The organism is Candidatus Limimorpha sp. (assembly GCF_056203535.1).
This window is the reverse complement of record NZ_JBADWU010000004.1, coordinates 1-14,339: the sequence shown is the minus strand read 5'-3', so window position 1 is coordinate 14,339 and position 14,339 is coordinate 1. Positions and strand designations below refer to the sequence as shown.

The 14,339-nt window shown below is 44.4% G+C and carries 9 protein-coding genes; 3 read left to right on the top strand and 6 right to left on the bottom strand.

All coding sequences use genetic code 11. From position 1 onward, the window contains the following. Window positions 1-5: 5 nt before the first annotated feature. Entirely contained in the window at window positions 6-2,666 is a 2,661-nt protein-coding gene (gene porW, locus AC06MN_RS00340) for a type IX secretion system periplasmic lipoprotein PorW/SprE (RefSeq protein WP_475670364.1), read from the bottom strand. A gap of 63 nt (window positions 2,667-2,729) precedes the next feature. Further along, entirely contained in the window at window positions 2,730-3,989 is a 1,260-nt protein-coding gene (locus AC06MN_RS00335) for a serine/threonine-protein kinase (RefSeq protein ID WP_475670363.1), read from the bottom strand. 256 nt (window positions 3,990-4,245) lie between these two features. On the opposite strand from AC06MN_RS00335, the gene AC06MN_RS00330 reads away from it, so the two are divergent. From AC06MN_RS00330 to AC06MN_RS00320, 3 genes are all read left to right on the top strand, one after another. After that, the gene (locus AC06MN_RS00330; RefSeq protein ID WP_475670362.1) at window positions 4,246-5,583 is read left to right on the top strand and encodes an ATP-binding protein; all 1,338 of its coding nucleotides are present in this window, start codon (window positions 4,246-4,248) and stop codon (window positions 5,581-5,583) included. A gap of 93 nt (window positions 5,584-5,676) precedes the next feature. Next, on the top strand, window positions 5,677-7,137 hold the full coding sequence (locus tag AC06MN_RS00325; RefSeq protein WP_475670361.1) for a T9SS type A sorting domain-containing protein: 1,461 nt from the start codon (window positions 5,677-5,679) through the stop codon (window positions 7,135-7,137). Window positions 7,138-7,337: 200 nt separating this feature from the next. Next, window positions 7,338-8,732 carry an AAA family ATPase gene (locus AC06MN_RS00320; RefSeq protein ID WP_475670360.1) on the top strand — a complete coding sequence of 465 codons (1,395 nt, stop codon included), beginning with the start codon at window positions 7,338-7,340 and terminating at the stop codon, window positions 8,730-8,732. 587 nt (window positions 8,733-9,319) lie between these two features. On the opposite strand, the gene AC06MN_RS00315 is transcribed toward AC06MN_RS00320, so the two are convergent. The 4 genes from AC06MN_RS00315 to AC06MN_RS00300 form a co-directional block, all read right to left on the bottom strand. Continuing rightward, the gene (locus AC06MN_RS00315) at window positions 9,320-10,759 is read right to left on the bottom strand and encodes a T9SS type A sorting domain-containing protein (protein WP_475670359.1); all 1,440 of its coding nucleotides are present in this window, start codon (window positions 10,757-10,759) and stop codon (window positions 9,320-9,322) included. A 10-nt stretch (window positions 10,760-10,769) separates the two neighbouring features. Continuing rightward, on the bottom strand, window positions 10,770-11,810 hold the full coding sequence (locus AC06MN_RS00310) for a hypothetical protein (RefSeq protein WP_475670358.1): 1,041 nt from the start codon (window positions 11,808-11,810) through the stop codon (window positions 10,770-10,772). 382 nt (window positions 11,811-12,192) lie between these two features. Then, entirely contained in the window at window positions 12,193-13,329 is a 1,137-nt protein-coding gene (locus AC06MN_RS00305) for a T9SS type A sorting domain-containing protein (RefSeq protein ID WP_475670357.1), read from the bottom strand. Window positions 13,330-13,918: 589 nt separating this feature from the next. Further along, on the bottom strand, window positions 13,919-14,339 hold a 421-nt coding region (locus AC06MN_RS00300; protein WP_475670356.1), incomplete at its 5' end, for a T9SS type A sorting domain-containing protein.

The window sequence follows — 14,339 nt, the reverse complement described above, 5'->3', positions numbered from 1 at the left end:
ATGATTTATTTATTATTGTCATCCAAAAAGGTCTTGTATTCGTCGAAATCCTTCGATTGGTAGAAGACCGGATAGTTCTTTGAGGAAATAGGTGCGATGGAATAATTCTTTGAGTCGATGCCACCGAAAACGTAATCGGTCAGGAACATCGATGTAATGTAATCCTTGGCTTTCTGTTCGCCATCGAAATTGCCGATTGTGACCACGGTGCGCTGCTCGTCGAGGATGACGCTCTTCACATAGAAGGTTTCGGTGCGGTGGTCGCGCTTGTTGAAGTCGCTGATACGCACCTTGAGCGGATCGACACGCACCAGTTTTGAGTCGCAGACAATCATCACGAAATGTTCTGACTGCGGTTCGTAATTATAAGGTGCGGCCTTTTTCACTTCGGGCTGTTCGGCTTCCTTGTCTGAAATCTTGCTGAGGTCGAAGCCTAAATTGTATTCTTCGTTGATATTGGTCAAGACTTGGGTAGCGTAATTCTTGATGCTGCTCGTAGGATATTTCCGAATCAGGTCGTACAAGGCGTAGGCCATCGTATCGATGCTTTCGAGGCGACCTCTTGCAACGGCATTCAGGAAAGCAAAACGAGGCATCATGGCAGTGTCAGCTTCGTACATTTCCATGGCGCGTTCCGAATTCATCTTGACGCGGTAGAACTGTCCTTGCTGAAAAGCCTCGTATGTTTTGGCATAAAAATCTGATGATTCCTTTTCCTGGGCTTCAAGTTTCTTGAAATAGTCGGGGTCAAGGATGACTTGGGCATAATTCGAGGTCGGATATTTGTCCAGAATCTTATTTTTATAATAGGTGGCCTTTTCTTCGTCCTTCAGGTCTTCGTTGTTGATTTTGTAGAGGGCATACCACGATGGCAGTTCCTTTTCGTTGCCCGGATAGCGTGTGTCTAACGATTCGTATGATTCGACTGAACGCGGATAATCGGAAAGACGGTCCATATAGATGAAGCCTAAGTTGTACAAGGCATTGGCAATCTGAAGGTTGGCTTCTTCTTTCTGTTCGGCGGTAAACGGAAGGTCCGTGAGGTAATAGCCTCTGTCGTGGTTGGTGTACGATTTCGAAAGCGAGTCTTTTGCCTTGCCTTTCTTCTCCATTTCTTCTTCGTCTTCTTCATCGTCACCACCAAAGGCTGCCTGCAGGCTTTGCTTGTCGGTGAGGAACCAGTTGTCTTCCAGTTTACGCATGCCCCATTTCTTGGTGAATTCGGTGTAGCCGCGTGTCAAGGTCGCCTGGTTGTAGAAATACCATGCGCCAGCCTGACTTGGGTCGCTTTGTGCGGTTGAAGCGCCCGTTGCGCCACCCATCAGGGCAAGCTGCTCTTCGTATTCGCGTTGTTCGGCTTCGTATTGTTCGTCTTCTATGACTTGGGCGATAATCTTATCAATCAAGGCATTGCGGGTGACAGAATCCATGTCGGCAACGCGCAGCAGACTGTCTTGTGTGCGCACCACATTCATGTTCAGCACCAGTTCGTTCAAGGTCTGTGAGATGTTCATGATGCTGTCGTAGCCCTCAAATTCCCTATCTAAACCCATGACGGCGGTGTCGTAATAGGCTTGTGAAAGTTCGTATGCATTGCGGTCGAAATACATGGAAGCCACTTTCAAGGCAGATGTGCTGCGCTGGATGGTGTTGTTTTTGAAAGCGGCTACGGATTCTCTCAAATAACGGATGGCCTTGTTTTCATCGCCTTCGCGGAGGGCGAGTTCGGCCATGGCGTAATAAATGCGGTCGCAATAGTCTTCGTTGTTCGGGTCGTTGAGCATTTTGATCAGCATCTTGTAAAGCTCCTGAGCATTGTCGGCAGAGCCCATCTTGGCCATGTTCATTCTGGCCTCAAAAGCCATTTCGTATTCAGGGTTGCGCTTGATGACGCGTTTGAATTGCTCAATGGCACGTTCGCTGTCGTTTTGGGTCATGTAAATCTGTCCTAAGATGAACATTGCTCTGGTGCGCAAGTCGCGGTCGTTGTTTTCCAAAATGCCGGTTTTCAGGTATTTGACGGCATTGTCATAGTCCTTGACGGCGATAAAGTAGTCGGCAATGGTGAGGTCGAGGTTGCGTGAAAGTTCTTTCGGCAGTTTTTCGACACCCGAAATCTTGGTCTGCAACTGCTCAATCATGGCGACGGCCTTCGGATACTGTTCGGTCTGTATGTAGGTCTTAATCAGCCACATGTTGGCGACGTAGGCGATGTCGTTGTCTTTGTATTCGGTGGCGACAAAATCGAAAGTGCGGCGGGCGGGGATGTAATCCTGCTTGTAGAAATGTGCTTTGGCCATGACCAGATAGGCATCATCAATCCATTTGACGCGCTCGCGGTTGTTGAATTTCATGGAGTGTTTCTGAACGCAGATGGAGGTCTTTTCCAAGGCGCGGTCCATTTGTGAGTTGAGGCTCATGCCGTTGGACTTGGTGCCGTAGTTATAGACGGGCAAAACTTTCGAGAAATCGTCTTTTACAGCGGTTTTCAACTGTTTGTCGCCTTCCTTCAGGCTTTTTTCTCCGTTCCAGTAAACGTTGTAATGGCTGTTGATGTTATGATGGATTCTGCGTGTCAAGGTGTTCTTCTTGGTGGAGCAACCGCCAAAAAGCAACAGGCCTGACAAGCAGCCTAAAATGATGAATAGTCTATTGTTTCTAAGCACTTTGTTGTCGTTTTAAACAATAACTGAAAATCGCTGGTTTTATTTCAGCGAACAAAACAAAAATCAATGTTGGTGTCCGTACCACTTGAAGGCCTCAATCATGAGCAGCGAGTCGGTTTGCTCGGGCATGGCCGTTTTCAGGACCGAGGCAAGACTGTCGTCAGCGGTCTTGAAAGTATTGAGCAGAAGGCTTTCAAACTCATTCTGACGCTGGCTGTCGATGCGGGCTTTCTGTTCCTGCAAGAGGTTCATGGCCTGACTTTGCAGACCGTCAATGTCGAAGAAAGGCATGAGGGCCTGATAGTAAGCTATGCTGTCTTCCGACCAATTTGCCGAGATAGGCTCGTCGAGTGAGGTCAGCTTGTATTTTTCGCAAAGCGTTTCAGTGTTGCCTTCTATCTTTTCAATTTCGTGGGCGAAATCCATTTTTCTGCGTTCTATCTTTTCTTCTTCGGCTTTGGCCTTGATTTTCGGCACATAGATGACCGCAGCGGCACCCACAATGCAGAGTATCAGCGTGATGATGAAAATCTTCACTACGGAATGGCCTTTCGTTATGGCTGATTTCACTTCGGAGATGTTGTCGTAACGCTGTTCTTTCGAGAACTGCGTGCAGTGCGTTGCAATACTGTTGAACTGCCGCGAAATGTTGCGCTCGTTGATGAACTCCATGATTTTTCCCATGGAATAGATGTCGGAACGGGCATCGCAGTCTTCGCCTTTGATAAGTTCGGGAGCAATGAACTCCATTTCCTTGATAAGCAGTTCCTTATTGGTCTTGTATTCGGTTTCGGGCAAACCTATGTCGATGATTTTGGCCTTGCAGTCGCCATCGGTGACGATGATGTTTTCGGGCTTCAGGTCGCAATGCACTACTTGGTTGCGGTGCATGTAAAACAGGCCGTCGCACACTTCGGCCAGAATATTCTTGACTTGTTTTTCCGAAAGCGTGCCCACGCGTACATGTTCAGCCAGCGATTTGCCTTCGATGTATTCGAAAACGATACATTCGCCCAAGCCTTGAATCGTTGTCAGGTCGAGGGCCTTGCGGATGTATTTATGGTCGAGTTGCGTGGTGATTTCATACTCTTTGCGCAAGTTGGCCTTGCATTTCGGGTCGTTCATCAGTTCGGCTTTCAAGGCTTTGATTATGACCTTTTTAGCACCGCTTTTTGCGGTGAACACCCTGCTGGCACCAAAACGCGAAGCCGTCAGCAGGCGGATGTCTTGGTAGTCTTTTGAATTAATGACGGTATCCGCTTGATTCTGTTGCGGTTGACCGTTCTCTACAGGTTCGAAATTTGAAAACATTGTCTCGGACATCATAATGGAATTTGGGGCAAAGATAGCGTTTTTTTTATAAGTAGGTGGAAATTATGATTAATTTGGTGGCAATAATGTGAAAAAATCTCTATTTAAATTTTTTGCTTTTTCAGAAAAACATGTACTTTTGCAATTGAAAGTCGCCCGAAAAAGTGTGTGATTTATTTAAAAAGTCGCCCGAAAAAGTGTGTTGTTTACATAAAAAGTCGCCCGAAAAAATGTAATATATTATATTTGTATGAGAAATCTGAAAGTCATGTATAAAAGGAAAATTGAGGATGTTTTGCTGCAATGGAAGAAAAATGAAAACCATAAGCCTTTGGTGATAAAAGGCTGTCGCCAATGTGGCAAGACAAGTTCGGTTTTGGCTTTTGCCCGGAAAAATTATGAACATGTCGTTTACATTGATTTTCATGAACAAAGGGAATTGCGCTCTTTGTTCGAAGGTTCGCTTCAAGTCGATTATCTGACCGTTGCCATTTCAGCGGCTATCCCGAATGTAAAGTTTGTTCCTGGCAAAACTTGTCTTGTTTTTGATGAAATACAAGATTGTCCTCAGGCGCGTGCTTCGCTGAAATTCTTCAAGTTGGATGGCCGTTATGATGTCATTTGCACGGGTTCGCTTTTAGGCGTAAATGGTTATAAATCGGATGGACAAGGGAAAGCGGAAGAATTGGCATCGGTGCCGGTGGGATTTGAAAACATCGTTGACATGTACCCGATGGATTTCGAGGAATGGCTGTGGGCCAACGGCATACAGCAGCCTGTCTTTGATCTGCTGCGGCAATGTCTGCTTGATGAAATGCCTGTGCCCGAAGCCATTCATAACCGAATGCGTCAGCTTTTACTGGAATATGTTATTGTGGGTGGAATGCCGGAAGCCGTGCAGGTTTTTTTTGATACAAGGGATGTGAATCAGGTTATCGCCATACAAAAAAACATCATCGAAGAATATAAGGCCGATATGATTAAATATGCCGGCAGGGAAGACAAGTCACGCATTCGCGAATGTTTTGAGTCGATTCCGAATCAGTTAAGCCGTGAAAACAAGAAATTCACTTATTCCGTCGTCAGGAAAGGCGGTCGGAGCAGTGAATATGTCGGTTGCCTTCAGTGGATTGAGGATGCGGGCATTGTCAGGCGATGCCATAACTTATCTATTACAGAATTGCCGTTAGGTGGGAATGCCATTCAGGATTGTTTCAAAATCTACATGGCTGACACGGGACTGTTTGTGAGTATGCTTGACGAGGGTGTCCAGTCCGATATCTTGCAAGGAAGATTGGGCAGTTACAAAGGCGCCATTTATGAAAATGTCATGGCAGACATTTTGGGCAAAATGGGCCGAAAACTCTACTATTTCCATAAGCCTGACAGTCTGGAAATTGATTTCGTAATTCGTTACAAAGGCGAATGTACTCCGCTTGAATGTAAAGCCAAGACGGGCAATGCCAAATCGATGCAGACCTTGTTGAAACATCCCGAGAAATACCATGTCTTTCATGCTCTCAAATTGGGCGATTACAACATCGGGCGTAATGATGCCTTGCTGACACTTCCGTTTTATCTGGGCTTTATGCTCACTGAAATATGATGAAGTGCTTCTAAAATTTTGAAAAATTCTCCGCCCAACCCCTTGCTTTTCCAAAATTCACTATATTTGCCACAAGTTAAAAACATCTGAGCCATGAAACGATTTGTTGCAATTGCGTTATTACTTTTTGGAAGTTTCTCTCTTTTTGCCCAGCAATGGGAAATGATTATTGATGTGTCAGATAAAAGCACGGGTGGGATTTCTAGCATAGTGAGCACGGACAATCAAATCAAAATTGCAACGAGTTGCAATGGCTCTGCTTTTGGCTATTCAATAGATACCGATGGAATATGTTCTGAACAATCATTTGGCATTGAAAACGTAGTGACTGGTTTCCTCGACATTGTGAACATTGGAAACGACACCCTGTTCGCTTTAGGTTACTTCTTTGATACCATTGCAGACACCTATTATGTGAGGGTGGTGACGATGAATAACCAATTGGAAGAGCTTGCTGACTTTCAGTATCAAATTGACGAAGAATGTTATATCCATGAATTCCATGGGCGTTTATTAGTCGACAACGACGGTACGGTTATTGCAACCGTACCCGTCGTTTGGAATAAATCCAGTTACTCACACCCGACCATTGCCTCGTTTTGGAGATTCAATCGCAATGGTGAACTGCTTAACAGCCATTACACTAAATCAATTTCAAATGCTTTTTCAAGACTCATCGTATATGATTTGAGGAAGTTGGATAATGACAGCAGTTTTGTCGCTATTGGTGAAGGCTGGATTACAAACCCATCAATCATGTTCTTTGATTACGATTTCAATATGACCGATTATTCAAACATTGTTTTCGAACAAAATGAATTTGCATTTGACATTGACAGTTATTATTCTGGTTATCAGTTCGACAATCAGCATCTGTTTGTTGCCGGTTCACAAAGTGTTCACGACATTAACAAGCCACATCTATTGATGACTAAGGTAGATTTGGAAGGCAACATTGTACAAAGATTGATGATTGACCAACCTGATACCTTGTATTATGGATTGAAAAATCGGATGGTATCCTTTTCAAATGATAGCACGATATACATTACCGCCCATTGTAGAGAAGGACATTGGATGAATACCTCTTTTGGTCAACTATTTCTCATCAATCGCGATATGGAATTATTAGGAAGTATTGTGCTTTCTGATTTAATGGGAGCAGTTCCTGCTGTTGTCCTTCATACAGACGATGATGGTTGCATTGTCGTCGGCAAAAAGATTAATGACTATATCTATATCCGCAAGTATTTACGCGAAGACTTCAATCCATTGCTATCGGTCAAGGAAGTGCCATCGTCGCAAATCGAGGCGTTGGCTTTTCCCAATCCTGCAAGCAATGAAATCAATATCGACATCTCACAAATCCATGAAGATGGAGAAAGACGCATCCGTGTTGTGAACATGTCAGGACAGGTTTTCATCGACCGCATCATCCGTGGCGAGGGCAATCTTCTCACTTTGGGCGTGTCATCTTTGCCGTCCGGCATTTATACCTATCAAATCTACAACGCTGAAAATGATATTGTGAGCGGAAAATTCGTAAAAGAATAACCTTTGGGCAAACATTAATTTCCGCGAATTGGTTCATTATTGGTGATTTGTGCTGAAAAGAGCGGTGAAATATTCTTGTTTTTTTACAATATAACTGGCTATTTGGGCATAAAAATCACTCCAAATAGCCAATTATCGTTTTATTTTTGGCTATTTGAACAAAAAAACATATCTTTGCAGCCAATAATAAGAATTGAAAAATGAATATTATCGGCAGAAAAGAGGAAATGAAAGAACTGCAAAGAATCTATGATTCAGGCAGTTCTGAGTTTGTTGTCGTTTATGGTCGTCGTAGGGTGGGCAAGACTTATCTGATACGCGAGTTCTTTCACGATGATTTCGTTTTCTATGCCACTGGCGTAGCACGCGGAAACAGGACTGAGCAGTTGGCGCAGTTCAACAGCAGTTTGGCAAGATACGGCGATTCGGAAGACCAGACCGCGCCTGAAAACTGGTTTCTCGCTTTCGGGCGTTTGGAGAAACTGGTTGCAAAATCGAGGAAGCAAAGGAAAGTCATCTTTTTGGACGAATTGCCGTGGATGGACACGCCGAAATCGGATTTTGTCAAGGCTTTGGAAATGTTTTGGAATGTGTGGGCTTCGGCGCGTAACGACATTGTCCTGATTGTCTGCGGTTCGGCGGCATCATGGATGGTTGGCAATGTCATCCGTAATCGTGGCGGATTGCACAACCGCTTGACTTGCAAGCTGAAACTCAATCCTTTCACTTTGTCGGAGACCAAGGAATATTTTTTGAGCCAGAAAATAAAATGGGACAATCTGAGCATTGCCGAGTGTTACATGATTTTGGGCGGCATTCCTTATTATCTGCATCTTTTGGACAAAAGCCGCAGCCTTGCCCAAAACATCGACCGTCTGTTTTTCAGCGAATCAGCCTTGCTTGAAGATGAATTCGACAATCTTTACAATTCCCTTTTCGCCAAATCGGAAGAATATGTCAGAATCGTTGAAGCCTTGGCGAAAAAGAAATCGGGCTTCTCGCGCGATGAAATTGTCGCCCGTTCAGGCTTGAGCAACGGCGGCGGCCTGACGCGCAAACTTGATGCTTTGGAACAGTGTGGTTTCATCAGAAAATACAAGGCTTTCGGCGAAGTGTCCTACACTTTCCAATTAATAGATTTCTTCACCTTGTTTTATTTTCAGTTTGTAAAAGACAGAAATACAGTCGATTCCGATACATGGCAGCATCTCGTAGCCACCAATTCCTATAAGACATGGCGTGGCCTGGCATTTGAGAAACTCTGTTTTGCCCACTTGCCGAAAATCAAATCCGTGCTTGGCATTTCGGGTGTGCTGACCAACACTTGTTCCTATTATTCAAGTCAGGCGCAAGTCGACATGATTATTGAACGCGCCGACCGTGCCGTTACGGTTTGCGAAATGAAATGCAGCGACAAACCTTACGCTTTGACAAAGGCGGAATATGAAAAAATAGCCAACCGATTGTCTGTCCTTAGGGAATACTATAAACGGAAAAACATATTTTTTGCCATGATAACTTCGTTTGGACTTGTAAGAAACAGTTATGCAATAAATTACGTTCAAAACGAAATCATTCTCGACGATTTGTTTTGAATTATAACTGGCTATTTGGGTATAAAAATCACTCCAAATAGCCAATTATCGTTCTCAAAAACCATTTGAATCTGTCCTGTATTTTTTAGAAACTATTACGGTTTTGTCCATCACATTCATTTAGTCACGATAAAATAATAAGTAACTATTCAAAATTAAACTACATTATAAAGGACACGGGATTTCGAGACTGCGAGGCTTCGGGATGCTGGAATGCCTCGTAATCTCGAATTCCCGCGACCTCGATGCCTCGTTTTCAATATGTAAACTAATTTTGATCACCTACTTAAGTTGAGACAATTCTGACACATGTCAATTTCGTTTTTTATTAACACAAATTACCACGAATTAAACATGAATTTTCATGAATTATACTGACATATAGGCGATTATGATTTTCGATAAATTTCGTTCAGCGAAGCGAAAAAACAGCTGTTTCCGTTACAGGTTGTTTTTTAATTGTCACTAAGCATGATTCTTGATAAAGCGATTTGAATCATAGCTTCAGGTTGTCAGATGTGGCAAAGATAGCGAAAAGTCCCGTCAGGGCATATAGGTAATGGAGATTTCAACACTTCAAAGGACTACTATTCCTTGATGAACTTTCCTTTCAAAAGTTCGTTTTGAGCGTTATTGATTTGATAGACGTATAGGCCTGGCCGCAATTTGTCGATGCCAAGTTCGAGCAAGTTGCCTTCGCCCTTGATGTAACGATCGATGCAGACCCGCCCATTGGCATCGGTGATGCGGATGCGGTTTGCTTCGTCGAACGGAATGTTGGAAATGTCGATGTTCAACCTGTCGTGCGCAGGATTTGGAGAGACACGCGCTTGCAGCTGGTCTTGGGATACTTCCTGTACAGACAACATCGGATTAAAGTCGTCTCTGGTAAACTTCATGACAACTGTTTTCTTGCTGTCTCTTGCTGTTGCAGTTGCGATGCAACCTCCATCGCCGGTTTCAATTACAACAAAAGTGAACGACTCCCATACCTCTTCAAGGCTGATTTTCCCGAGGATTTCCAAATCTTGATTTATCAGGAACATTTCAGGATAGGATGGGTCTGCAGACCCTTCCGGATGGCAAGTCGCCCCCACATAAATCGTATTGGCATCGACTGCAGCCATTCCCCTGTAATATGGCGTATACACGCATGTGTCACCTAACCTGACTGGCGCGCATTGATTGACATATTCACCTTCGGGAGTCAGCCTGCACAGAAGAAGCTGCAAATAATTGACATCCGTAGGATAATGACATATTGCGCATGAAAGCATGTCTCCATTGTCATAATACCAATCCGAATACCAGTATTCCAATGGCCAATTGTTCATTTTCACCTGATAGGCACGCAAACAGTTGAATGATGCGTCAAAATAGAGCATGTCAGAGAAACCATCCCTGCAAGGACAGAACATGACAATTTCCTGATCGTCGAATGTTTTCTTTAGCTGATAAGGCATAAATCGCGCCAAGTAATAGGGAAACAAGCGCCCAAGATATCGGTTGTGAATCATGGTGCCTTCCTGGTCAAACCGCCATAAGGTGCCTGTATTCGAGTCCTGACCACCGGCAATAGCCATACTTGCTACAACGGTGCCGTCCGAATCCTTCATCGTTCTGCATCCACTTATCTCAAAGTGCCCATAGCCATCCTCGATAGCATAGTTTGTGCTTTTGACAAAGTTCAAGTCACGGTCGATGATAGCTGTGGAAATATGACTGACAGAATTGATGGTGGTGCATCCCAAAGCCAAATAATTGCCATTGTCAAGTTCTTCAACACCCATAAAACCTGTAGTGCTTCTATATTCGGGATAGGTGCGGGAGACATATTCTCCTTTCTCATCAAACTTTACCATCCATGCGGTATCGCCAATGTGTCCCACAAGCACGGTCTCATTTTCACTTGTCCTTATAGCGTCAAAAAGCACCACATATCCTTCGCTTTCAAACGGAGTTTTCCATGTTTGAGCATAAAGGTGTAGGCTGAATGACAACAATAATGTGACAATTAAACGTTTCATGGCAATATCTTTATTTTTCTAAGGGCTGGTGCGGGAAAGTGTATATATCGAACAATTCAAGCCGGCAATAAGTTACGGTGGTTTCATGGTAATAATAAAAATGACTATGAGAAGGATCATATTGCTCCATTCCTTGAATTGTTATGTCAGGCATCACATAATGAAGGTTGCCAATGGAATAGTGGCGGTCAGATGGTATCTTATTGAATATCATGTACCATTCCCCTTGGTAGTATCTATTCATGTCAGTCCATTCGATACATTTGCCATATTCAACAGGACGGCAAAAAATGGTATCAGCCCATATCGAATCCATGTATTCCAAGCCGGAAAAAGTTAGGGTTGTGGGGGCTATCGGCCTATATTCATAACCTTGTGGTGCTGTCGGATACACTGATTCGGCAGCAGCTTTAATATAATACTCTAATTCCTTGTCAGCTCCAGAATACATGCAGGTACTATCACATTTGCCAAGCGGAGATTTGTATTGCCAATTGTCGAGTGAACCAAATGGCATACTAACAGGAGAAGGAGAAGAATCTATGCGTCCCGATGTGCCGCTAAAGTTCACCCTTGCCGTTCCGTCTCTTTGCGGCTCAACTGTTGCGGTCAGCAAAGCATATCCTTTGTTCTCCACAATGCCATCATTGTGGTAGGCTTCGGCGGCCATGCTCACGGCTTGGTTGTATAATGCCGCCGCATCAGAGGCTAAAACCTTGCCTTCGGATGTTACAGGAATAGTAAGTGAGAACTCGTGACGGGCAATCTGCTCATAATAAGCATCTGGCTCAGAATAGACCGCATTGAAGAGGTCAACAATGTCATTCACAGCTTCGTCCGTTTCCATCGCTTCACCATCCTTTATGTAAGGATTTGCGGTATAGTATTTTACTTGCTGCTGGAAATCAAGCAGACGCTGCACGACGGAACTTGAAGTAGGCGTATTGTCGTTGGGTGATATTGTTTCCTTCTCCTTCTTGCAGCCCACCAAAACGACTGCAACAATAGCGGCAACCATAAGCGTTGCCATGATATATTTCAAATTTTTCATATTGCTTTCAATTTTAATATAAAACATATACTTGCGTTATAACGCCCGCCAGCGGTGCATTATTGCGTCCTCTATGCTTGCAGCCATCTACTGCAAGATGTGTGGTGAAATCTCCTCACCGCCTATTTTTGATTATTCTCTCTCGCAAACGGCAGACGCTTGATGTCGAGGGGCAAAGGTAATGAATTTGTTCATAGCCATGCAACATTTGCTTAATTTTAAACTAAAGATTAGATTACGGGATTGCGGGGCTTCGGGATTGCGAGGTCGCGGGAATCCGAAACCCCACCATCTCAAAGCCTCGGTTATCCTTCCTTAGATGTCGAATTTTCCCATCAGGCTGCCTTGCGGAACAAACATGCTTGATAGGTGTTTTTTTGCATCACATTAGCACCAATTTACCAGTCTGCTCTAATCCGTCGCAATAAAGTGTAATGAAATACACGCCAGGTGCCAAACCGCGCAGGTCAAGAACCTTTTGGCCTTGGCTGCCATCCAATTCAACCTGCTTCACTTTTATGCCCATGGCGTTGAAGATGGAAAGCTCCGCTTTGGCGTTGCCGTTGGGCAGCGTGTAGTCTATTGCTACCCAAGTGGCGGCGGGGTTGGGATGTACCTTCATTTGCAGCGGCACCACTTTTGGCTGTTCCTCTATGCCCGTCGGGTCGTCGTAGTTGAAGATGTCCGTGATGTGGAGGACCCACCAATTCTTGTAGCCATGTTCCAGCAATGGCGCATTTGTACAGTTGTAATCTCCTTGGTATTCGGGATCGACGCAGGCCCCTGATGTAGCTGCCAGTGTGTATTCCTTCTCGTTATGTTTTATAACATCACTTAAATCAATGTCATTCCCTTTGTGGCCTATCGCTCTTTCCCAGAGCAGATTTCCCTCAGCATCTGTCCTAAACACCCAAATCTTCTTTGATGGGGATCCATTCCAAGGCAAATGAAGGTTCTGACCACTCTGCACATCGCCGTCTATCGATTTCGAAGTTCCGAACACGGTGAAGCCGCCGTCCTCGTTCTGGAAAACTTGTTTAGCAGATTCATTGCCTGTTCCACCATAGCAGCGACTCCAGAGGATGTTGCCTTCGAAGTCGGTTTTCATAAGCCAGATGTCCCATGTTCGTCCGTAGGCAGGAAGATTGTTGATATAGCCAAGATGATAGCCTGCACCTTCGAGGTCTCCATCTTCTGATTCTGTCTCTCCTGCAAACAGGTAGCCGTCGCTCAATTCTGCAATGCAACTAAAACCATCCCCACTTTCGTCTCCGCCATAGCAGCGGCTCCATAGTATTTCACCGTCTGCACTCAGCTCTGTAATGATGGCATCAGATTTTGTGCGATGGCAACTCGCAACATTTCCATTGCCAAGGGCATAACCCGCAATTGAAACCAAGACATTCCCATTTGACTCTCCAAATAAACATGCAGGCACTTCCATCCCTTCCGACCCAAGCATGATTTCCCATTCCTGTTCGCCTTCGCTATTGATTTTCACCACCCAGGCATCATTCATGCCGTAATATTCCCCACCGGGCCCACATGGCCATTGAACATAAGCAGTTGCAACCACTCCTCCATCTGAAGTTGACGCAACATAAGGAATCTCCGCTACGCCTTTTTCCGGATCTCCAGCTAGAGCTATCCATTTCAAATCTGCATTATTATTGTATCTCCTTACTTCAATGAATCCTCCACCTCCACCTCCAACTAGAAAGAACGATGTGTCATTTCCATTCAACAATCCTTGGCGACTAGGGTAAAAGTCGAGGATACAATTTTCTCCCACAAATTCACCAAAACCATCGATCTCAATAAGCCAAGAACTATATAAGTCTCCAAGGTCGCAGCCAACCATGCCGCTTTCTTCACCAGCACGGCCGACAATATAATATCCCCCAATTTCATTTTGGATAATTCCAAACGCTTGATCGATTCCCATACTCCCGTAACACTGCTGCCAATCTATGCGAATTTGTGGAAAAGCAATGGCGCATGTATAGCATAGAACAAACGTAAATACCAGTTTTTTCATAGTGATAAAGATTACATACGATTAGTTTCCGCCCCTTGTTTAGAGCGGAAACCAATCGCAAAACTACAACTTATTTCGTAATGACCAACTTTTCAGTCTGGTAATATTCACCACACAAAATGGTGATGGTATAGACACCATTGGCAAGTTCGCGAAGGTCAAGAACCTTCTGACCGACGTTACCGTTTAATTGGCTTTGCATGACTTTTTCGCCAAGCGAGTTGACAATTTCAACAGCAGCTGTTTTGGCATCGCCAGGCAAAGTGAAATCGATGGCAACCCATGTTGTGGCTGGGTTGGGATGTACCCTCATTTGCAGCGGCACCACTTTGGGCTGCTCCTCTATGCCTGTCGGGTCGTCGTAGTTGAAGATGTCCGTGATGTGGAGGACCCAGAAATTCTCATTTGAATATGGGATAATCGTATCATTTGAGCAATAATAATCCCCTGTCATTTCAAAATGATTTGGGTATGCTGTGGCAGCAATGGTA